The sequence below is a fragment of the Deinococcus arcticus genome, from assembly GCF_003028415.1.
GTDB classification, from domain to species: domain Bacteria; phylum Deinococcota; class Deinococci; order Deinococcales; family Deinococcaceae; genus Deinococcus; species Deinococcus arcticus.
Genome location: NZ_PYSV01000018.1, coordinates 50,784 through 69,680 on the forward strand (window position 1 = coordinate 50,784; position 18,897 = coordinate 69,680).

Annotated in this window: 20 protein-coding genes; 9 read left to right on the top strand and 11 right to left on the bottom strand. The window is 69.9% G+C overall.

What is annotated here, in order from left to right:
* Window positions 1-31: 31 nt before the first annotated feature.
* Window positions 32-670: a DUF2268 domain-containing putative Zn-dependent protease gene (locus tag C8263_RS15680; RefSeq protein ID WP_199188422.1), complete on the bottom strand. Its 639-nt coding sequence runs from the start codon at window positions 668-670 to the stop codon at window positions 32-34.
* Window positions 671-708: 38 nt separating this feature from the next.
* Between C8263_RS15680 and C8263_RS15685 the strand changes: the two genes are divergently transcribed.
* Window positions 709-1,392 carry a glycerophosphodiester phosphodiesterase gene (locus tag C8263_RS15685; RefSeq protein ID WP_107139076.1) on the top strand — a complete coding sequence of 228 codons (684 nt, stop codon included), beginning with the start codon at window positions 709-711 and terminating at the stop codon, window positions 1,390-1,392.
* Between the two features lie 46 nt (window positions 1,393-1,438).
* The gene (locus tag C8263_RS15690) at window positions 1,439-3,664 is read left to right on the top strand and encodes an esterase-like activity of phytase family protein (protein WP_107139077.1); all 2,226 of its coding nucleotides are present in this window, start codon (window positions 1,439-1,441) and stop codon (window positions 3,662-3,664) included.
* Window positions 3,665-3,863: 199 nt separating this feature from the next.
* Here C8263_RS15690 and C8263_RS15695 read toward each other — a convergent pair whose 3' ends face one another.
* Together C8263_RS15695 and C8263_RS15700 are read right to left on the bottom strand one after the other, a co-directional pair.
* The gene (locus C8263_RS15695) at window positions 3,864-4,661 is read right to left on the bottom strand and encodes a YDG/SRA domain-containing protein (RefSeq protein ID WP_107139078.1); all 798 of its coding nucleotides are present in this window, start codon (window positions 4,659-4,661) and stop codon (window positions 3,864-3,866) included.
* A gap of 2 nt (window positions 4,662-4,663) precedes the next feature.
* Window positions 4,664-6,160, bottom strand: coding sequence for a carboxypeptidase M32 (locus C8263_RS15700; RefSeq protein WP_107139079.1), 1,497 nt, complete (start codon window positions 6,158-6,160; stop codon window positions 4,664-4,666).
* Window positions 6,161-6,199: 39 nt separating this feature from the next.
* On the opposite strand from C8263_RS15700, the gene C8263_RS15705 reads away from it, so the two are divergent.
* From C8263_RS15705 to C8263_RS15720, 4 genes are all read left to right on the top strand, one after another.
* Window positions 6,200-7,063 (top strand): ion transporter, encoded by an 864-nt coding sequence (locus tag C8263_RS15705; RefSeq protein ID WP_107139080.1) that lies wholly within the window; start codon window positions 6,200-6,202, stop codon window positions 7,061-7,063.
* A gap of 55 nt (window positions 7,064-7,118) precedes the next feature.
* Window positions 7,119-7,655, top strand: coding sequence for an RNA 2'-phosphotransferase (locus C8263_RS15710; RefSeq protein WP_107139081.1), 537 nt, complete (start codon window positions 7,119-7,121; stop codon window positions 7,653-7,655).
* On the top strand, window positions 7,652-8,404 hold the full coding sequence (locus C8263_RS15715) for a sugar nucleotide-binding protein (RefSeq protein ID WP_107139082.1): 753 nt from the start codon (window positions 7,652-7,654) through the stop codon (window positions 8,402-8,404). Before C8263_RS15710 ends, C8263_RS15715 begins: the two co-directional genes overlap by 4 nt.
* Before the next feature lie 82 nt (window positions 8,405-8,486).
* Window positions 8,487-9,221, top strand: coding sequence for a Sir2 family NAD-dependent protein deacetylase (locus tag C8263_RS15720; RefSeq protein ID WP_107139083.1), 735 nt, complete (start codon window positions 8,487-8,489; stop codon window positions 9,219-9,221).
* 120 nt (window positions 9,222-9,341) lie between these two features.
* Here C8263_RS15720 and C8263_RS15725 read toward each other — a convergent pair whose 3' ends face one another.
* Window positions 9,342-10,325, bottom strand: coding sequence for an NUDIX domain-containing protein (locus C8263_RS15725; RefSeq protein WP_107139084.1), 984 nt, complete (start codon window positions 10,323-10,325; stop codon window positions 9,342-9,344).
* A gap of 29 nt (window positions 10,326-10,354) precedes the next feature.
* On the opposite strand from C8263_RS15725, the gene C8263_RS15730 reads away from it, so the two are divergent.
* Window positions 10,355-11,569, top strand: coding sequence for a lipid-A-disaccharide synthase-related protein (locus C8263_RS15730; RefSeq protein WP_107139085.1), 1,215 nt, complete (start codon window positions 10,355-10,357; stop codon window positions 11,567-11,569).
* Here the strand turns inward: C8263_RS15730 and C8263_RS15735 are convergent.
* Window positions 11,566-12,267 carry a creatininase family protein gene (locus C8263_RS15735; RefSeq protein WP_233218854.1) on the bottom strand — a complete coding sequence of 234 codons (702 nt, stop codon included), beginning with the start codon at window positions 12,265-12,267 and terminating at the stop codon, window positions 11,566-11,568. The two genes, C8263_RS15730 and C8263_RS15735, sit on opposite strands and share 4 nt — an antisense overlap.
* 106 nt (window positions 12,268-12,373) lie before the next feature.
* Here C8263_RS15735 and C8263_RS15740 point away from each other — a divergent pair, with 106 nt between their 5' ends.
* On the top strand, window positions 12,374-13,642 hold the full coding sequence (locus tag C8263_RS15740) for an aminotransferase class V-fold PLP-dependent enzyme (protein WP_107139086.1): 1,269 nt from the start codon (window positions 12,374-12,376) through the stop codon (window positions 13,640-13,642).
* Window positions 13,643-13,845: 203 nt separating this feature from the next.
* Here C8263_RS15740 and C8263_RS15745 read toward each other — a convergent pair whose 3' ends face one another.
* Genes C8263_RS15745 through C8263_RS15765 form a run of 5 tightly spaced genes read right to left on the bottom strand, consistent with a single transcriptional unit; the run spans window position 13,846 to window position 17,557 of the window.
* The gene (locus C8263_RS15745; protein ID WP_107139096.1) at window positions 13,846-14,652 is read right to left on the bottom strand and encodes a TM2 domain-containing protein; all 807 of its coding nucleotides are present in this window, start codon (window positions 14,650-14,652) and stop codon (window positions 13,846-13,848) included.
* Window positions 14,653-14,660: 8 nt separating this feature from the next.
* Entirely contained in the window at window positions 14,661-15,479 is an 819-nt protein-coding gene (locus tag C8263_RS15750; protein ID WP_107139087.1) for a class I SAM-dependent methyltransferase, read from the bottom strand.
* Window positions 15,476-16,471 carry an AAA family ATPase gene (locus C8263_RS15755; protein ID WP_107139088.1) on the bottom strand — a complete coding sequence of 332 codons (996 nt, stop codon included), beginning with the start codon at window positions 16,469-16,471 and terminating at the stop codon, window positions 15,476-15,478. Before C8263_RS15755 ends, C8263_RS15750 begins: the two co-directional genes overlap by 4 nt.
* A complete protein-coding gene (locus tag C8263_RS15760) occupies window positions 16,464-17,054 on the bottom strand; it encodes a nicotinamide mononucleotide transporter family protein (RefSeq protein ID WP_107139089.1) in 591 nt (196 codons plus the stop codon). The genes C8263_RS15755 and C8263_RS15760 overlap by 8 nt, the downstream gene beginning before the upstream one ends.
* The gene (locus tag C8263_RS15765) at window positions 17,051-17,557 is read right to left on the bottom strand and encodes a hypothetical protein (protein WP_199188424.1); all 507 of its coding nucleotides are present in this window, start codon (window positions 17,555-17,557) and stop codon (window positions 17,051-17,053) included. Before C8263_RS15765 ends, C8263_RS15760 begins: the two co-directional genes overlap by 4 nt.
* A gap of 484 nt (window positions 17,558-18,041) precedes the next feature.
* Here C8263_RS15765 and C8263_RS15770 point away from each other — a divergent pair, with 484 nt between their 5' ends.
* The gene (locus C8263_RS15770; protein ID WP_107139090.1) at window positions 18,042-18,248 is read left to right on the top strand and encodes a hypothetical protein; all 207 of its coding nucleotides are present in this window, start codon (window positions 18,042-18,044) and stop codon (window positions 18,246-18,248) included.
* 334 nt (window positions 18,249-18,582) lie between these two features.
* Here the strand turns inward: C8263_RS15770 and C8263_RS19035 are convergent.
* Window positions 18,583-18,897: hypothetical protein (locus C8263_RS19035; protein ID WP_233218855.1), on the bottom strand; the 315-nt coding region annotated here is incomplete at its 5' end.

An 18,897-nucleotide genomic window follows, 5' to 3' on the forward strand; every position in this document is an offset into this window, starting at 1 on the left:
ACCCAGCGTGCGCCCTGCCCCTGGGGAAAGGTCAAGGGCCAGCCGACCAGCTGTGTTCAAACGCGCTGGCGGGGGTATGGGCGTGGTCGGCCGCCGTGCCGCCGTGAAGGTGCAGAAACCGGCCCACCAGTTCAAAGCCCAGGGCGTAGCCGCCCCAGCGGGGCAGGTCCTGGTCCTCAGAGCCAAAAAACCAGGCGTGGTGGGTGTAAGGCCCCTGCAGCGCTGGGCTGGCCCGCGCCCACAGGCGGTTCAGGTCGGTGGTCGGCTGCGCGTAGATGGGCGTCTCACGGCGTTCCAGCCGTTCATGGTGCTGGGCCAGCCCCTCGCTCACCAGCGCTTCGAGCAGGGTGGAGCCGTAACCGACACTGCGCCAGCGGGCGGCGTGGTGCAGTTCATGGGCCAGGGTGGCGGGCAGTTCTGTGCGCCACGAGGCCGCAAAGTTGGGGTTGCTGGGCGTTACAGAAATCAGCACACTGTGGCCGTCAGGCGCTGAACCCACCAGACCTATTTCGGGAATGGTCCACGGTGAGCAGTGAATCACGGTGTCCAGGGCGTCGAGCGCCAGGGCTTCGGCGTGCCGGTCCAGGGCGGTGCGCGCCACACGGCGCACCTCGTCGGCCAGCGCTGGGGTGAGTCGTTGCCCGGCGTCAAGCAGATAGAGCGAGAGCATGGCCGCACCCTAACGGCTCGGGGCTTACCCTGAAGCCCATGACCCCCCTCCTGTTGGGCCACCGGGGCGCGCCGGTGCGGGCGCCCGAGAACACGCTGCTGGGCTTTCAGGCGGCGCTGGACGCGGGGCTGGACGGCGTGGAGCTGGACGTGCGGCGCCTCCTGGACGGCACGCTGGTGGTGCACCACGACGAGGCGCTGCCCGGTGGGCGGCGCCTGACCGCCCTCAACCGGTCCGACCTGCCCGCGCACGTCCCCACCCTGAACGCTGCGCTGGCCTGGGCCGCCGACACGGGCGCGGTTGTGAACGTGGAGCTGAAGTTCGAGGGGCCCTGGCCCGATGACCGCGTGGCAGGCACGCTGCGGGCGATCACCGCCCATGGCCTGACGCGGCGGGTGATCGTAAGTTCGTTTCTGCCCACGCTGCTGCGGGCGGCCCGGGATCTGGCCCCGCAGATTGAACGCGGCCTGCTGATTCACCGCGCTTACCCCGCCCCGCTGTTGCGCGCCGGCATGCGCTGGACCGGCTGCGGCGCCCTGCACGCCGAGGTGGGCACAGTGAACGCGCCCCTGCTGGCCCTGGCCCGCGCGCAGGGCTGGCGGGTGCATGCCTGGACGGTGAACGACCCCGCCGAGGTGCGCCGCCTGACCGCCCTGGGCGTGGACGGCCTGATTGGAGACGAGCCGGATGTCTTGCTGCGCGCGCGGTTGACCAACCCCTGACGACCAGCGCACCCCGGCCTGACGAACACCACGCACCGTAAAGAATGTGAGAAAAGTCCTGATCGGTGTCACGGCTCTGCTGAGCCTCGCGTCATCTGCCCCGGCGGCCACCCTGGTGGGGTACGCCCAGTTGCCCGCCGATACCTTTGCCGCCGGGCCGGCCAGCGGGGCCTACAGCGGCGCCGGGCTGCGGGGCCAGCCGCGCTTTTCCTCGCAGCCGGTGCAGGGCTTTTCGGGCGTGCAGTTTGGCAAGGACGGGAGCTACCTGTTTCTCAGCGACAACGGATTTGGCAGCAAGGCCGACAGCGCCGACTACCTGCTGCGCCTGTATACCCTGAACCTGAGTGCCAGAACCGCCCCCAGCGGCGAGGGCAAGGTGGGCGTGGGCGCCTTCGTGCAGCTGCGCGACCCCGACCGCAAGGTGCCCTGGCTGATCGTGAACGAGGCCAGCTCAGAGCGCCTGCTGACCGGCGCGGACTTCGATGTAGAAGGCTTCGCCGTGGCCCCCGACGGCACCCTGTGGGTGGGCGACGAGTTTGGCCCCTACCTGCTGCACTTCAGCGCCGACGGCCGGTTGCTGGACGCCCCCATCGCCACGCCCAACCTGGCGGGCCTGCCCACCCTGCGCGGTCAGGCGCCCATCGTGATTGGACACCGGGGCAGCAGCGGCACCCGCCCCGAGCACACCCTGGAAGCCTACCGGGTCGCCATTGAGGCGGGCGCGGACTTCGTGGAACCCGACCTCGTGGTGACCAAAGACGGCGTGCTGATTGCCCGCCACGAACCTGTGATTGCCGTGGTGGACGCCGCCGGGAAGGTGCTGGAAGCCACTGCCGATGTGGCCACGCGCCCTGAATTTGCCTCGCGCCTGACCACCAAGAAGGTGGATGGGGTGGAGGTGCGCGGCTACTTTGCCGAGGACTTCACCCTGGCCGAACTGAAGACCCTGAAGGCCGTGGAGCGCCTGCCCGCCCTGCGCGGCCGGGCCTACGACGGCCAGTTTCAGATTCCCACCCTGGCTGAAGTAATTGCGCTGGTGAGGGACGTGGAAGCCAAGACCGGGCGCAAAATCGGCATCTACCCCGAGACCAAGCACCCCACCTACTTTCAGCAGATGGGCGTGAACACCTCGCAACTCTTGATTGACACGCTGAAGAAAGAAGGCTTTACCGACCCGGCGCGCGTGTTTATCCAGTCCTTTGAGACCGCCAACCTGAAGGCCCTGAAGACCGACATCATGCCGAAGGCCGGTCTGAACCTGCCCCTGGTGCAGCTGGTGAGCAGCCCCGACGAGGCCCCCTACGACTGGGCGGCGGGGGGCGACACCCGCAAATACGACGTGCTGGCCACCGACGCCGGCCTGAAAGAGATTGCCACTTACGCCAGCGGCGTTGGGGCCTACAAGCGCTGGATTATCACCGACAAGGGGCAGACCACCGACTTTGTCACGCGCGCCCACGCCGCCGGCCTGCTGGTCCACCCCTGGACCTTCCGCAACGAGGCCACGTACCTTCTGCCCGGCTACGCGGGTGACCCTGAAGCCGAGATGCGCCAGGCCCTGCGCGCCGGGGTGGACGGCTTCTTTACCGACTTTCCGGCCACGGGCGCCCGCGTGGTGGGCCAGTACACGGCCCCCGAGGTGCGCAGCCCCCAGAACCCCGCCTACGCCCTGGGGACCAGCAGCGCGGCGGCCAACGTGGGCGGGAGCGGCGGCTTTGAAGGCGTGACCCTCAGCCCCGATGGCAAGACCCTGTACGCCCTGCTGGAAAAAACGGTGACCGGCGACCTGCCCGGTCAGCTGCGCCTGCACGCCTACGACCTGGCGGGCAAGGGGTGGAGCCTGGCGGGCCGCTACGCCCTGGACGACGCCGCCAACGCCATTGGCGATCTGACCCCGGTGAATGCCGGGCAGTACCTCGTGCTGGAGCGCGACAACGCCAGCGGCGCGGCGGCGAAGGCCAAGCGCGTGTATCTGGTCAGCCTGAATGAAAAGAACGCCGACGGCACCCTGAAAAAGACGCTGGTGGCCGATCTGATGAACGTGAAAGACCCCCAGGGCCTGGCCCCCAGCACCCAGGGCGGTGTGTTCAAGTTCCCCTACGTGACCATTGAAAACGTGCTGGTGCTGGACGCCAACACCCTTCTGGTCGCCAACGACAACAATTACCCCGGCACAGGCGGACGCGGCGCCGACGTGAAGGACGCCACCGAGTTCCTGTGGCTGCGGCTGGACACGCCTCTGACCCTGGCGCCCGGCGTGGGCCGGAAGTAGTCAAGCCCCGCCCCCATACCCTCAAGACTTTCTTCTGCCCCGGCGGCGGCGCCTGCGTTCAGAGCACTGTCAGGGTCCGCCGCTCACACTGGGGGCCACACCAAGTCAGCTGGGCCGAAGTGCCCACATCGTTTCTCCCCCTTGAGAAAGGGCCGCGCCGAGGTGTTCCCCCTCCAAGCGCGGCCCTGTTGTGTGGCGCTCAGGGCTCCTCGCTGTACACGTGGGCGCGGTGGTAGGCAAGCTGAGTCGGGTCCAGATGGTGGGCGCGCGCTGTGCGCAGGGCGCCGGGGCGGCCCAGCAGGCTCAGGTCGTGGGCCACCCCCACGCCGCCCAGGTCAAACAACACGTGGCAGTTGGGGCACAGGCACAGCAGGTTCTCTGGCGTGTCCGGGCCGCAGTGTGGCTGGCCCAGCGGGCGAATGTGCGCGGCCTCGGCGTAGGGGCCGGCGGGGGTGGAAAGGCGCAGGCCGCACAGCTGGCAGGTGTGGTCGTGCCAGGCCTTTACCTGCGCGGCGTGGGCGCTGGTGCGGCTGAGGCGCGTGGTGGCCTGACGCTCAGGCCGACTGGGCACCTGCGCCTCCAGCAGGAAACGCCAGATGCGGTAGCCCGAGCGCCCCACCTCGTGCCAGAAAGACGTTACCCAGTACAGGCCGTCGTAGCGGTAGGTGGACCCCACCACGCGGCGCACCACCCGCACCGGCTGGCCCAGCAGGTGGCTGCGCGCCAGGGCGAGGTTGCCGCGCGTCAGCAACTGGTGGGCGGTCTGCGCCCCGGTGCGCGGGTCACGCCCGCCCTCGCCGGTGTACAGAATCTGCTCGCCGCTGTCCTGGTCGTCCTCATAGCCGCCGGACAGCACCACCGACACGGCGCCGCCCAGGGCCGTGCCCGCAATGCCCGCCTGCAGCGGCCGGTGGACGCCTGCCTCGCTCAGGGCGCGGCGGCCCTCAAAAGACGTGCCGGGCGCAATTCCCGGCACTTCACCCACTGGTGGGGTCATCCTCAGCCCTGAAGCTGGGCGTACTTCCCGCGCAGGTAGGCCAGATACGGCTCCACCGTCATGGGCTGGCCGGTCACGCGCTCCACCAGTTCGCCCGGGGTGTACAGCCGGCCCGGTGCGTACACGTGCTCCCGCAGCCAGCCGTGCAGGCGGGAAAAGTCACCGCGCGCAATGTCGGCCTCTAAGCCGGGGGTGGCCTGCTCGGCCGCCGCGTAGAACTGCGCGCTGAGCACGTTGCCCAGGGTATAGCCCTGAAAGGCCCCGCCGATGCCGCCGCCGTACCAGTGCACGTCCTGCAGCACGCCGTCCACGTCGCTGGGCGCGCGCAGGCCCAGGTTCTGCTCGTACGCCGCGTGCCACGCGTCCGGCAGGTCGCGCACCGCCAGTTCCCCGGCCAGCAGCCCGCGTTCCAGCTCGTAGCGGGTAATCACGTGCAGGTTGTAGGTCAGTTCGTCGGCGTCCGTGCGGATGAGGCTGCGGCGCACCACGTTCACGGCGCGGAACAACTCGTCTTCGGTCACATCCCGCAGCTGCTCGGGAAAGGCGGCCCGGAAACGCCCAAACTGCCCCGCCCAGAAGGCCCGCGAGCGGCCCACCAGGTTTTCCCACAGCCGCGACTGGCTCTCGTGGACCCCGGCGCTCACGCCGCCGCCCAGCGGGGTGTCCAGAAACTCCTCGGCCACGCCCTGCTCGTACATGGCGTGCCCGGCCTCGTGCAGGGTGGAATACAGGGCGTCGGTGGGGTCGTCCTCGCGCACGCGGGTGGTGATGCGCACGTCGTGGGCGCCCAGCCGGGTCATGAAGGGGTGGGCGGTCAGGTCCTGGCGCCCGGCTGCTGCGTCGTACCCGTAATCGCGCGCAATGGCCTCACCCAGGGCCAGCTGCGTGGGAATGGGGTAATGGCGGGCCAGAAAGTCGGTGCGCACGTCGGCCTGCGCGGCTTCGTCCACCATCGGCACCAGCGCTTCACGCAGCGCCGTGAACACGCGGTCCACCTGCGCGGCGGTCATGCCCTCGTCGGCGGCGTCAATAAAGTAGTCCATGGGCGAGGCGAACTCGGGAAAGTACGAGGCCATCTGCCGGCTCAGGTCCAGCGTCTTGTCCAGCAGCGGCGCCATCCGGGCAAAATCATTGGCCGGGCGCGCCTGCACCCAGGCCGAGTAGGTCTCGCCCGCATGGCCCGAGAAGGTCTGTACAAAGGCGCCGGGCAGCCGCGTGGCGCGGTCGAAGTTGCGCCGCGCTGCGGCCAGCATGCGCGTCTGGGCCGGGCTGAGGTCAGTCAGGGCCCCCGCGTCGTCCAGCAGGCGGCCGTAGGCGGCGCCCGTGGCGCGCTCGTGGCGCAGGCCCGACAGCAGTGCACTTTGCCGCGCGCGCCCCGCCGCCGCCCGGGGCGGCAGGTAGGTGCTCTGGTCCCAGCCCAGCAGGGCGCCGATGCCGCCCAGGTCCGCCAGGGTCTGCCAGTGACGCACCAGGGCCGTCCACGTCTCGGGTTGTGTCATGGGCCCCAGGGTAGCGTGAACAGGCCGTACACTGCGCCTGTGGGCCCTACTGCAGACCGGCGGGCGCCGTGGCGCGTGGCGCTGGGCGACGTCATCTATAACTCGGACACGCCGGCCGGGCGGCTGTTCGACCTGTTTCTGATCGCCGCCATTCTGGTGAGCGTGCTGGCGGTGATGCTGGACAGTGTGGCGCCGCTGCGGGCGCGCTACGCCCCCACCCTGAGCGCGGTGGAATGGGGCCTGACGGTGCTGTTTACCCTGGAATACCTGCTGCGGCTGCTCAGCGCCCGGCGCGCGTGGCACTATGCCCGCAGCTTTTTCGGGGTGGTGGACCTGCTGTCTATCCTGCCTGCCTACGTGGCGCTGCTGGTGCCGGGCGCGCAGTACCTGCTGATTGTGCGGGTGCTGCGCCTGCTGCGCATTTTCCGGGTGCTGAAACTGGTGCGCTACCTGTCCGAGGCGAGCGTGTTGACCCAGGCGCTGCGGGCCAGCCTCGCCAAGATCACGGTGTTTCTGGCCGTGGTGCTGACCCTGGTGGTGATTCTGGGCACCCTGATGTACGTGGTCGAGGGCCCCGAGCACGGCTTTACCAGCATTCCCACCAGCATCTACTGGGCCATTGTCACGCTGACCACCGTGGGCTACGGCGATATTGCCCCCAAGACCCCGCTGGGCAAGGCGCTGGCTTCTGGGGTGATGATTCTGGGCTACGGCATCATTGCGGTGCCCACCGGCATCGTGACTGTGGGGCTGACCCAGGCCCAGCGCAGCGCGCGCCGTGAGGCCGCGCAGGTCATGACCTGCGCGCGCTGCGGCCTCTGGCCCCACGAACCGGACGCCCGCTACTGCCGCCGCTGCGGCGAGGGGCTGCCGGACCCCCCGGCTGCGTCAGAGGACCTATAGGGCCGCGCCCAGGTGGCCGATGTGTCTGGGGCCCGGCGCGGGGCACACTGCCCCCATGAACGACCGCACCCTGTCCAAGCGCCTCTCGTACCTGCTGCGCCACGCCCCGCACGAGGCGGGCCTGACCCTGGCCCCCGGCGGCTGGGTGCCGCTGGCGCCCCTGCTGGCCTGTCTCGGCGTTACCCGCGCCGACGTGCAGCGGGTGGTGGCCACCAACGACAAGGCGCGCTTCAGCCTGCGCGGCGACCAGATTCGCGCCAATCAGGGCCACAGCGTTCCTGTGGACCTGGAACTGCAGCCGCTGCCCCCGCCCGGGGTGCTGTACCACGGCACGCACCCGGGCGCCCTGGCGGCCATTCGCCAGCAGGGCCTGACGCCCAGAGGGCGCCACCACGTGCACCTGTCTGCCGATCCGGAGACCGCGGCCCGGGTCGGCGCCCGGCGCGGCCAGCCCGTGGTTCTGACTGTGCGCGCCGGGGCCATGCACGGGGCCGGGCACTTCTTTTACCGCAGCGAGAACGGCGTGTGGCTGGCAGACGCCGTGCCGCCTGAATTTTTAGTCCAGTCAAGCGCCTACACTGGGCTGCCATGACGCCTTCTCCGTGGCTGATCACCGGCCTGAACGGCACCCTGGCACCCCATGTGGCGCAGGTGCTGCGTGACCAGGGCCACGCGGTGGTGGGCTGGAACCGCCACACCACCCCGCCCGAGAATGCCCAGGCCGCCGAAGACCTGCTGAAGACCACCCGGCCCCAGGGCATCTTTCACCTGGCCATCGGCAGCGAAGCGTGGGCCGCGCAACTGGCCCGCTGGGCCGCGCGGGCCGGGGTGCCCCTGGTGCTCACCAGCACGGCGATGGTCTTTCACCATGACCCGGACGGCCCCCACCACCCACAAGACCCGCGCACGTCCCAGGAGGGCTATGGCCAGCTGAAAATCCGCACGGAAGACGCTGTGCAGGCGGCCCACCCCGGCGCCGTCATCGCCCGCATCGGCTGGCAGATTGACCCCGGAGCGCAGGGCAACAACATGGCCGCGCACCTGAACGCGCAGCAGGCCCAGCACGGCCGGATTCGCGCCAGCCGCCACTGGATTCCCGCGTGCTCGTTCATGGCCGATACCGCCCACGCGCTGGTGGCGCTGGCACAGGCGGGCGGGGCAGGCCCGGTGCATCTGGACAGCAATGCCCGCGACGCCCTGCCCTTTCCAGAGGTGGTGCGGCGCCTGGCCCGGACGCTGGGTCTGCCCTGGGAGGTCGAGGAAACCGACGACTACACCCACGACCAGCGGCTGCTGGACCCGGCCGAGCATCTGCCCCGGCTGTCCCGGCGGCTGGCCTGACCTGGGCTGAGGGCCTGACCTGCAGTCTGGGGGCGCCGCAAATGCTTCTGCTCTGGCACGCAGCAGACGCTAGCCTGGGGGCATGACGCCCGAACAGGCCCGCGCCGCCCTGAATGCCGCTTCCCGCGTGGCCGTGCTGACGGGCGCGGGTGTGAGCGCTGAGAGCGGTATTCCCACCTTCCGCGACGCCCAGAGCGGCCACTGGGCCCGCTTTCGCCCCGAGGATCTGGCCAGCCCCGGCGCCTACCGCCAGAACCCGGCGCTGGTCTGGGAGTGGTACGCGGGGCGCTACCGTGACGTGCTGGGGGCCCAGCCCAATGAGGCCCACCGCCTGCTGGCCGAACTGGAACGGCGCAAGGGCGCGGGGTTTTTCCTGGCCACCCAGAATGTGGATGGCCTGCACGGGCGCGCGGGCAGCGGGGCGCACGGCGGGCGGCTGGTGGAACTGCACGGCAATCTCGTCAGCGCCCGCGACGAGGTGACGGGCGAGACCTTTGCACTGCCGGCCCCCGAGCAACTGGTCACGCCGCCCACCTCACCCCGGGGCCACCGCATGCGCCCGAACGTGGTGTGGTTTGGCGAACTGCTGCCCGAAGACGCCCTGGCCGCTGCCCAGGCGGCTTTTGCGGCGGCCGAGGTGGCCCTGGTGATCGGCACCAGCGCGGTGGTGTACCCGGCGGCGGGGCTGGCCCAGGACACCCTGCGGGGCGGCGGCATGGTGATCGAGATCAACCCCGAGGCCACCGACCTGTCTCCCCGGGCGACCCTCAGCCTGCGCGATGTGGCCTCGCGGGGCCTGGCAACCCTGCTGGGCTAAGGGTCTCGCTGTCCCGGCCCACCCGGTTGATCTGAAAATCAACAGCGAGCGACTTGGGCCGGCACGGGGCCTTCCTACCAGCTCCGGGTCAATCGTTGTCGTCCAGCGGTGCGCACAGCTTCAGCCTTTCGGCTGCGCCCGGTGCCACCAGTCCACCTGGGCCTGTACCAGCGGGCCACTCAGGGCGTCGGCGGCGGGCAGCTCGTTCACGCCAAACCAGCCCACGTCCAGCACCTCGCCGGGCTGCGGCACCAGATCGCCCGTCACGTCCTGCGCCCGGTACAGCACCGACACGTTGTCCACCACGTCGCCGTTCGGATACGTGAAGCGGTACTGGGGCCCGGCAAACATCTCCAGGGGCTCCAGCGCCCGGGCCCGCAGGCCCGTTTCTTCCTGCAACTCGCGCGCGGCCGTCTGCTCGAAGCTCTCGCCGGGTTCCAGAAAGCCGCCGGGCAGGGTCCAGCGCCGGGTGTGACCGTGGCGCAGCAGCAGCAGGCGGCCCTGGTCATTGGTGACCAGCACGCTGGCGCCCGGGGCAGCCCAGGGCCGGGGCCCAATCACCCGGCGCAGCGCCCGCAGAAAGTCGCCGGGGGGTGGGGGCGGCGGGGTGGGGGCCAGCAGCAGGGGCGGCAGGCCCGCCCAGGCCCGCAGCAGGTTCATGGAAGCGCGGTTGGCGTTGCTGCTGAGGTCGGGCAGATGGGCCAGTTCAAACCAGCGCAGCTCCAGCGTTTCGCCGCTGTCGTCGGGCTGGGCCCGCTCCAGTGCTGCCGCCGGCAGGGTGCCGTGCGCCCGCAGACCCACCACATAAATCTCGTCGCCGTGTGGATAGCGGTGGTACAGTTCCGGACCGCTCTGCAGGCCATCCGGCAGGGGCAGCAGGCGCAGGTTGTCGCAGTGCAGGCCAGTTTCTTCGTGCAGCTCGCGCCGCGCGCCACTCAGAAAGTCCTCGCCGGGGTTCAGGGCGCCGCCCGGTTCGCTCCAGCGGCCATCGTCGCCCCGGCGCTGCAGCAGCACCCGGCCCCGTTCGTCCTGCAGCAGCACGCCCACCGCCGCCCCCACCAGCGGGCGCGTGCCCCATCCCCGGCGCAGTGCCATCAAGTCCATGGGCCTGAGCCTACGCTAGCCTGCGGGGCGTGACGACCAACTTTCGGCGGGGCCCCCTCCTGATCGTGTCTAACGGCTACGCCGAGGATCTGATCGGGGCCGCGCTGGCACGGGAACTGGCGCGGGCCGGGCGCGGGCCGGTGTGGGCGCTGCCGTTGGTGGGAGAGGGCCGGGCCTACCAGGGGGCCGCCCAGCTGCAGGGCCCCCACCTGAGCCTGCCCTCGGGCGGCTTTCCCTTTGGCAGCGTGGCCAACCTGCGCGCCGATCTGCGCGCGGGGCTGCTGACCGTGTCGCTGCGGCAGTGGGCAGCGGCGCGGCGGCTGGGGGCGCAGGTGGCCCAGGTGATCGTGGTGGGCGACACCTACGCGCTGCTGGTGGGCACGCTGGCCGCGCGCGCGGTGCCCGGGGCGCGGGGGCCCCGGCTGCCCCTGACCCACCTGCAGCCCCTGGTCTCGGCGCACTACGCGCGCGGCATGACTCCGCTGGACCATCTGCGCGAACTCAACGCCCTGGGGGCCAATCTGTTTATGCCCTGGGAAGTGGCGCTGGCCCGGCGGGCGCGGCGGGTGTACACGCGCGACCAGCCCTCGGCGGCGCAGCTGGCGCGGCGTGGGGTGAACGCCACGTACCGCGGCAGCTTCGCCCTGGACATCCTGCCCCCTCCCGAACGGGACCTGAGCCCCCTGCTGGACAGCCGCCCGGTGCTGGCCCTGCTGCCGGGCCAGCGCGGCGACGCGGCCTTCTCGCTGCCGCTGATGCTGGAGGCCGCCGCCGCCCTGCCCGAGCTTCAGGCGGTGGTGGCCTTTGCCGGGCCCCTGAGTGGCCTGCCCCCGCTGCCCGGCTGGACGCGCGACGAGGTGGACGGGGCCGCCCTGTGGCTGGGCCGGGACCAGACGCGGGTGCTGGTGCTGCGCGGGGCTTTTGCAGCGGTGGTGCGCCGAGCGGCCTTGGCCCTGGGCACCGCCGGCACCGCGGCCGAGCAGGCCGCTGGCCTGGGCGTGCCGGTGGTGGGCTTTCCCACGCCGGGCCCGCAGTATGTGGCCGGGTTTGCCCGCCGGCAGGCCCGGCTGCTGGGCCGGGCGCTCACGGTGGCAGAGCCGCGCGCGGCGGCTGTGGCCGGGGCGGCCCGCGCCCTGCTGACCGATCCCCGCCGCCGGGCCGCCGCGGTGCAGGACGGCCGGGCGCGCATCGGTGAGCCCGGCGCGCTTCCGGCGGTGGTGGCGGAACTGGACGGGGCTTCTTAGGCCCAGCCGCCCTGCAGCAGCGCGCGGGTTTCGCCTACCGCTTCCTGCCAGATGCGCTGCATTTCGCGGTCGGGGCGGCGGTGCAGGCCGCCAAAGTTGCCGTCGCCCAGCCGGGCGCGCACCTCGGCGGGAGGCAGCTGGCGCAGGGCAGAGAGGTCCACCATGGGCTTGCGGTCCTCGGGGGCGCTCGCGCCTTCCAGGCGGGTCCAGGGAAAACTCTCCATCCAGCTGGCGTGGCTGGCCAGCTCATCGGTGGCCTGCACGGCGGCCCAGGTGCGCGGCGCGTTCCACCAGTTGTGCCACTGCACCCGGGCCTGGGGGTGGCGGGCCAGCCACTCGCCCAGCCAGCCCTGGCCCGGCACATTGCCGCCGTGCCCGTTCACGACCAGGATGCGCCGGAAGCCCTGCTGGTGCAGCCCGCTCAGCAGGTCGTCCAGCAGAGCCAGGTACGTGGTCGTGCGCACACTCAGGGTGCCCGGGTAGGCAGCGAAGGTGGGTGTGATGCCGTAAGCCAGCGCTGGAAAGACCGGCACGCCCAGATCCTCGGCGGCCTCACGGGCCACCCGCTCGGCCAGCAGGGTATCGGTGGCCAGACTCAGGGTGGCGTGCTGCTCGGTGCAGCCCAGCGGCAGCACGCAGCGGTCATCCTGGCGCAGATACGCTTCGACCATCTGCCAGTTCATGTCCTGAATGCGCATGGGTCACGCTAGCGCAGACCTGGACTCTGTATTCCCGGCTGCGTTTCATCCACCCCGTTCGGACAAGGGCCGCCCGGGGGCAAGGGGCGGGGCGTAGCGTGGACCCATGACCGACGCCGCCCGCCCCGACCAGCCCTGGACCTACGAGACTGCCGCCGTGCAGAGCGCCATTCCGCGTGGCCTGGGCCAGACCATCGGGTTTCCCATTCACGCGGCCGCCGCCTTTCAGTTCGATTCGCTGCAGGAGGCGCAGAGCGAGTTCCAGCAGAACACCGGCCTCAGCTACGCCCGCCTGCAAAACCCGACCGTGCGCGCGCTGGAGGAGCGCCTGACCGTGCTGGAAGGGGGCGTGGCCACCGTGGCAGTGGCCAGCGGTCAGGCCGCCACCCTGACAGCCATTCTCAGTGTGTGCCGCGCCGGGGATCATGTGGTGGCGGCCTCCAGCCTGTTTGGCGGCACCACGGGCCTGCTGAGCAACATCCTGCCCCTGATGGGCATGGCCGCCACGCTGGTCGAGAACACCCCGGAGGCGATCGGCGCAGCCCTGCAGCCGAACACCCGGCTGGTATGGGCCGAGATGATCAGCAACCCCGCCGGGGACGTGGCCGACATCCGCGCGCTGGCCGAGCGGGCCCACGCCCAGGGCGCGCTGCTGGCCATTGACAATACCTGCGCCGGGGCCGGGTTCCTGTGCCGGCCGCTGGACCACGGGGCCGACATCGTGGCGCAGTCGCTGACCAAGTGGGCGGGTGGTCACGGCAGCGTGCTGGGCGGCGCCGTGACGGTGGGGGGCGGGCACGACCTCACGCGCAATCCCATCTTCACGGAGGGCGGCGAGCACAGCATTCTGGGCGTGCGCGGCGACGCGGCCCTGGCGTGGCGCCAGCGCTGGCTGGGCGCGCACCAGCTGGGCATGACGCTCTCGCCCCATTCCGCCTTTCTGATTGCCCAGGGCCTGGAAACGCTGGCCCTGCGTCTGTCACGTGAGAGCGAGACGGCCCTGGCGCTGGCCCGCTGGCTCTCGGCACACCCGCAGGTGGGCAGGGTCAGCTACCCCGGGCTGGAGAGCCACCCGCACCACCACCTCGCGCAAACCTACCTGCGCGGCGGCCAGGGCGCGGTCCTGACTTTCGAGGTGCCGGACCCCGCCGCCTTTCTGTCGCGCCTGCGGGTGCTGCGCATCGCCCCCAACCTGGGCGACGTGCGCACCCTGGTGGTGCACCCCTGGACCACCACCCACGGCCGCGTGCCCGAGGCGGCCCGCCTGGCGGCGGGTGTGAGCCCCACCACCATCCGCATGAGCGTGGGCGTTGAAGCCCTGGGCGACCTGCAGGCGGATATTGAGCAGGCGCTGGGGGCGGCAGATAGCCGATAGCAGATGGCACATGGCAGATGGCCTTTGGCCATTCGCCATGTGCTCAGTCACTCGCTGCCAAGCCCCCGGTCAACCGAGCGGTCGGGGACAGCGGCGCCGCAGCGCGAGTCTCGAACAAAGGACGTTGCACCGGGCGTGAAGACTTTTCGGTGCTCTCCTGAACAGTCGCACCATGAGGGGCAACGTCCTTATCTGCCATGTGCTTACAGCCAGGGTTTCTGGCCCAGCACGTAGTCGCGCTGGAAGTCGGGGTCACTTTTGGTGAGGTAGAGGATGCCTTCCACGAGGCCCAGCAGGCCCAGGCCGCTGCTGACCAGGCCAGCCAGCGGCACGGTCACAAACAGCGCCACGCCGAAGGTCAGCAGGCCCAGCAGCAGCGCCACCACCCACACCCCGATGTTCAGGCCCAGCATGATCAGGCCGGGGGTGGTGTTGCCCAGATACAGCTTGTGAATGCCCAGACTGCCCAGAAAGATGCCCAGCAGGCCGGCAATGAGCTTCTTCTGCGCCACCTCACCCGAGAAGCCCGAATGGTGACCGCTCTGGCGGTAGGCGGGCGCCATCTGGCGCGCTGGATCGCCAAAGTGGTCAAAGGGGCGGACCGGTTCGGCGTGGGCTGTGGGCGGGCCCTGCGGAATGGTGGGATGGCGCGCCCCACCCGTGGCGTGGGTCACCCAGTCATCCTGGGGGGAACTGGTGGGCGCCGCCGGGGCCACCGGCCGGTCCTCGGGCCACGGCGAGGGGCCCCCGCGGGCGGGGCGGGTCACCTCATCGGCCCAGGCGGGGGCAGCCGGAGACGCGGGTGGCGGGCTGGGCTGGGCACCGACGCGGCCGGGGGCACCCACCTCGTCCACCCAGGCGGGTGCGGGCGCGGCAGGACGCCCGGAGTCGGGAATGCGCAGGTCACCCGGTGCGGTGGCGGGCGCCGGGCTGGCGGGCCCCAGCACCTCGTCCACCCAGGAGGGCGCGGCGCTGGGCGTGCCGGACGTGTTGTCTTCGGGGTTCGTCATGCTCCACATTACGCGATGCCCGGCGGCGCCGTTGCGTCCCCCGGAAGATGCACGCCCGTGCCCACAATGAGCGGCAGCGGCACGCTCAGAGGCCCCGCCCCAAACAGCGGCACCAGTGCGGCGCGGTGCTCGTTCAGCAGCCGGTCGCGCCCGGCCGCCGCAAGCCCGGCCAGCGGCGCACCTTCCAGCCCGGCCTGAATATCGGCCAGCCGGGCCTGTGGGCTGGGCAGCGTGTAGAAGAGGGGACAGAGCGCCGCGCTGGCCTGCAGACCCCCGGCACGCAGCACCTCGGCCAGGGCCTGGGGTGTGGGCAGGCGGCCCAGGGGCGGCGCGCCGGGTTTCAGGCCGTGGGCCCCCAGCGCCGCGCGCCACAGGCCCGGCAAGTCGCCCAGCAGCCCCGGCCCGAAGCTGGAGACCACCAGCCGCCCCCCGGGCCGCAGCACCCGGGCCCATTCGCGCACAGCGCCGGTCATGTCCGGCATGAAAAACAGGCCAGCCGCACAGATCACCACGTCAAAGTGGGCGGCTGGGAAGGGCAGCCGCGCGGCGTCCGCCTGCACGAAGGTGGCGCCGGGCAAGCGGGCGCGCGCCACAGCCAGCATCCCCGCCGACAGGTCGGTGCCCACCCGCGCCCCGCTGGCCCCTGGCGGCAGGGCGCGCAAGACCGTGCCGGTGCCGGTCATCACGTCCAGCACGTGTTCGTGCGGCTCTACCCCCGCCGCCCCCGCCACGAAGCGCGCGGCCTGGGCCAGAAAACCCACCTCGTCGTAGGTGGCGGCCACGGCGTCGAACAGGCGGGCGTTGGCCTGCTCGCGTTCGCCGCTCACGGGGCCCCCAGGGCGGCCCGCACCTGCGCCACCCGCTGGGCCACAGAGCCCTGCAGGGCCGTGTAGGCCACCCCGCGCGTGTCCAGGTCCTGCCGGATCAGCGCCTGCTGCACGGCGCGTACCTCGGTGTTGGCGCGCCAGCCGTCCTGTTCGTGGGGCAGGTCGGTGCCGCACAGAAAGGTGTGGGCGTAGCGGGCGCGGCATTCGTCTGCCAGGGCGTGCAGTTCGGGCGGCGCCGTGCCGGTCAGCAGGTACGACCACATGCGGGTGGTGGCGGCGTCGGTGTCGCAGAACACCCAGCGGTGAACGCCGGGCGCCCGCGCGGCCTCGTCTTCCAGGGCGCGGTGCCCCCGGGCGATCTCCAGAAAATGCGCGGGCCCCAGCTGGCCCCCTTCCCGCTCGTACACGTCCCGGCCGTATTCGCGCACCCAGGCGGTGCCCAGCGCCTCGCCCAGCGCGCGGGTGAGGGTGCTCTTGCCGGTGCTCTCGGCGCCCAGGATGTTCACCCGGCGCACGAAGTGGGCGTACACCACGGGGTCCAGAAAGGCCCGGTGGGCATGAACATCAGCGCGCAGGGCGCTCCCGCTGATGGGTACGGCCTGCCGCGCCCGGTCCACGCACACGTGCGCCGCGCCCAGTTCGGCGGCCAGCGCGTCCCCGTAGGCTTCCGAGGTGAACACCGCGTCGGGGAAAACCCTCCAGCCCCGGAGCACCGAGTGCACGTACGCGCGGTGCACGGCGTCCGGCTCGTCGTTGGGCGGCGGATTCGGGGCGTCGGGCAAGAGGTCCAGCCCTGGAAACAGCCGTCCCGGATACAGCTCGCGCAGCCAGCCCCGGCGCAGCGGCGAGGGCATCTCCGGGAAATCCGGGCGGGAATAGACCCACACGCTCAGGCGCTCGCAGCGGGCCAGGGCGTGGTTCAGCAGGTGCAGGTGGCCCCGGTGGAGCGGCGCAAACTTGCCGATCACCAGGCCGCAGCGGAATTCAGGCAAAGGCCACCGCCCGCGCCTCGTCGCGCCGCCACTGCCGCCAGCCGTACACGCTCATGGCGGCCAGCATGAATTGCAGCCCAAACAGCACCCAGTACTGGGTGTGCCAGAAATACACCGCCTGCACGGCATTGACCGCGATCCACACCGGCCAGGACCACGACCAGCGGCGGGTGGTGCCAAAGTTGGCGATCAGGGCCAGGGTGACGGCCACGAACTGCACCCAGTTCCACCCGGCGCTGAAATCTGTGGCGGCCACGGTAAAAGTGAAAATCAGCAGGCTGGCGGCCCAGGTGACGCCATACCACGCGGGCTCGTTGAAGCGGATCTCGCCCCGGGCCCGGCGCGTTTCCAGGTGCCACAGGTACAGCCCGTGAAGGCCGAACAGCAGGTACGTGACCTGCAGGCCGGCCAGCATCCACTGCCCGCCAGAGAGAAACAGCAGGAAATATGGCAGCAGCGAGGCGTTGCTCCAGTGCCAGTAGGTGCTGCGCTTGAACCACAGGTAATACAGGCTGACCAGTACGCACAGGCCGCCCGCAAGGTCCAGGGCGAGGGTAGGGATGGAGAGGCCAAAGAGGGTCATGGGGTCGCCTTAGATTCGTGTTCCGGGGGCAATAGCCCTTCTGGCAGATGCGTCTTCCGGTCAATCCGCCCGTCATACTCAGCGCCCACAAAATGCGCCAGCACGCGAATGGGCCCAATGATCCCCCCATTGAAGGCGTCCAGCTCCTCGGCGGGCACCCATAGTTCCTGATGGCGGTCTTGTGCGCCCACCACCTGAATCTCGTAGCGGGTGGCCACCTCGGCCCGCACTTCGAAGGTCGTCACAAAACCCACAGGCGGATCGTTGCGCTTTGCGTTCCAATCACGGGCAATTTCCTCGGCGTACTCCGCATTCAGCACGGGGTAGAAGATGGGCTGGTCTGGCAGGCGGGGCGGCCACGCGCGCCAGTCACGCTCGGCCACCAGGTGCAGTTCGTGCAGGCCGGTGGGGCGGTAGAGGGTCACGGTGTCGCCCACCGGGGGCCAGGGCACGGTGCGCTCGGCCTTCGGGGGAAAGAGGGTGTCCAGCCAGTCTGGCGTCATGGGGAAGGCCTTCTCGTGGGAGCAGCAGAGGGGCGGCTTGGCATGGTGAGGCCATCATGTCAGGCGGCGCAGGGTGAAGGCATCCGCTTTGCGGACGATGTGCCTGCAGGAGCGGCGTGGTGCCGGACCTACGTCCCGCGTCAAAAGCAAAAACTCCGCGCGGGGCGGAGTCCTGTCTCTGGAGCCGAGGGTCGGATTCGAACCGACGACCTACTGATTACGAATTTCTTTTCTGGTATCCCAGGTTTTCCCTGATATTCACTTTTTGTCGTTCTGGATGGAGTTTGCTGATTCGATTCTTCTTCCTGTTTCTCTCGTTCTCCCACCCTTTCCCAGGCTGGTAGTGACACGGTAGTGACAATTTTAAGTCTTAGGGAGCTCGTGTGGGACGGCGGAAATCGGAAAGTGCATTTTCCTATTTGTAATGTGCGGACTGGGGATCACATGAGGACATCTGCAGATGAGGGAGAGGATACGGTGAGGCATGACCTACAGCCTCCTGCAACCCACCCCCGACGGCGTACAGACGGTCGCCCGCTTCGGCACCTACGTCAAAGCCCGCGCCGCCGCTAACGAGGGACACGAGTACACCGCCACCGAAATGCACCCTAGTGGATACGTGGAAGTCGAGGACAAGCACGGGCAGACGCTGTACCTGATCACCTGGACGAAGGATGAGGAAAGCTACTGACCCGTAGAGTTAATGGTCTGATTGAGAAAAACTTTGACAGTAGAGATGGCAGTAAAAGTCCGACAAGCCGTACAGCCCTTCAGCAAAACTGTCGACATATCTCGCCATCAGACCACTAAGTCGACTTCCATGTCGGTTTGGTGCGGGCGCGAATGCTCCAGGAATCAGCTCATTGTCTCGAAAAGATTCGGCCCAACATGCGCACGGCGTCCCCTTCCTGCAATTGGTCCCACCTGTAGAACTGTCCGCTGTCAAAGATGAAATCGTCATGCTGACGGACCTCAGTACCGGACATCTTAGGTTTTGGATCGACTGAGACGTCGTCCGCCATTTTCTAGCCGTGACCACATTGTGGGCAGCACAAGAGCGGCATCACTGGTCTGTGACAATCCACGATGCCGCTCCAGGTGAGTGTACCCATCTCGCCGACCTGTTGAAAGCACGACTTCCCTTCCTCCGGCGCGACACGCTGCAGCGTGTCGCTGACGTGATCGAAGCCCTGATTCAAGCACAATCGACCTGTCACCGGGTCCTGGCTACGTTCCTGCCCAGTGAAGCGTCGCCTGAAGCCCGAAAAAAGCGAATACACCGATGTTTTCAAGACGAACAACTGACCGATGACGTCTTCCTCCACGTGCTCCTGCCCCTG

Coding starts and splice junctions, on each gene's coding strand:
- C8263_RS15765 (WP_199188424.1), bottom strand. CDS start 17,557: ATGACGCCAGACTGGCTGGACACCCTCTTTCCCCCGAAGGCCGAGCGC.
- C8263_RS15680 (WP_199188422.1), bottom strand. CDS start 670: ATGCTCTCGCTCTATCTGCTTGACGCCGGGCAACGACTCACCCCAGCG.
- C8263_RS15710 (WP_107139081.1), top strand. CDS start 7,119: ATGAACGACCGCACCCTGTCCAAGCGCCTCTCGTACCTGCTGCGCCAC.
- C8263_RS15700 (WP_107139079.1), bottom strand. CDS start 6,160: ATGACACAACCCGAGACGTGGACGGCCCTGGTGCGTCACTGGCAGACC.
- C8263_RS15735 (WP_233218854.1), bottom strand. CDS start 12,267: ATGCGCATTCAGGACATGAACTGGCAGATGGTCGAAGCGTATCTGCGC.
- C8263_RS15760 (WP_107139089.1), bottom strand. CDS start 17,054: ATGACCCTCTTTGGCCTCTCCATCCCTACCCTCGCCCTGGACCTTGCG.
- C8263_RS15715 (WP_107139082.1), top strand. CDS start 7,652: ATGACGCCTTCTCCGTGGCTGATCACCGGCCTGAACGGCACCCTGGCA.
- C8263_RS15725 (WP_107139084.1), bottom strand. CDS start 10,325: ATGGACTTGATGGCACTGCGCCGGGGATGGGGCACGCGCCCGCTGGTG.
- C8263_RS15745 (WP_107139096.1), bottom strand. CDS start 14,652: ATGACGAACCCCGAAGACAACACGTCCGGCACGCCCAGCGCCGCGCCC.
- C8263_RS15720 (WP_107139083.1), top strand. CDS start 8,487: ATGACGCCCGAACAGGCCCGCGCCGCCCTGAATGCCGCTTCCCGCGTG.
- C8263_RS15695 (WP_107139078.1), bottom strand. CDS start 4,661: ATGACCCCACCAGTGGGTGAAGTGCCGGGAATTGCGCCCGGCACGTCT.
- C8263_RS15685 (WP_107139076.1), top strand. CDS start 709: ATGACCCCCCTCCTGTTGGGCCACCGGGGCGCGCCGGTGCGGGCGCCC.
- C8263_RS15770 (WP_107139090.1), top strand. CDS start 18,042: ATGACCTACAGCCTCCTGCAACCCACCCCCGACGGCGTACAGACGGTC.
- C8263_RS15740 (WP_107139086.1), top strand. CDS start 12,374: ATGACCGACGCCGCCCGCCCCGACCAGCCCTGGACCTACGAGACTGCC.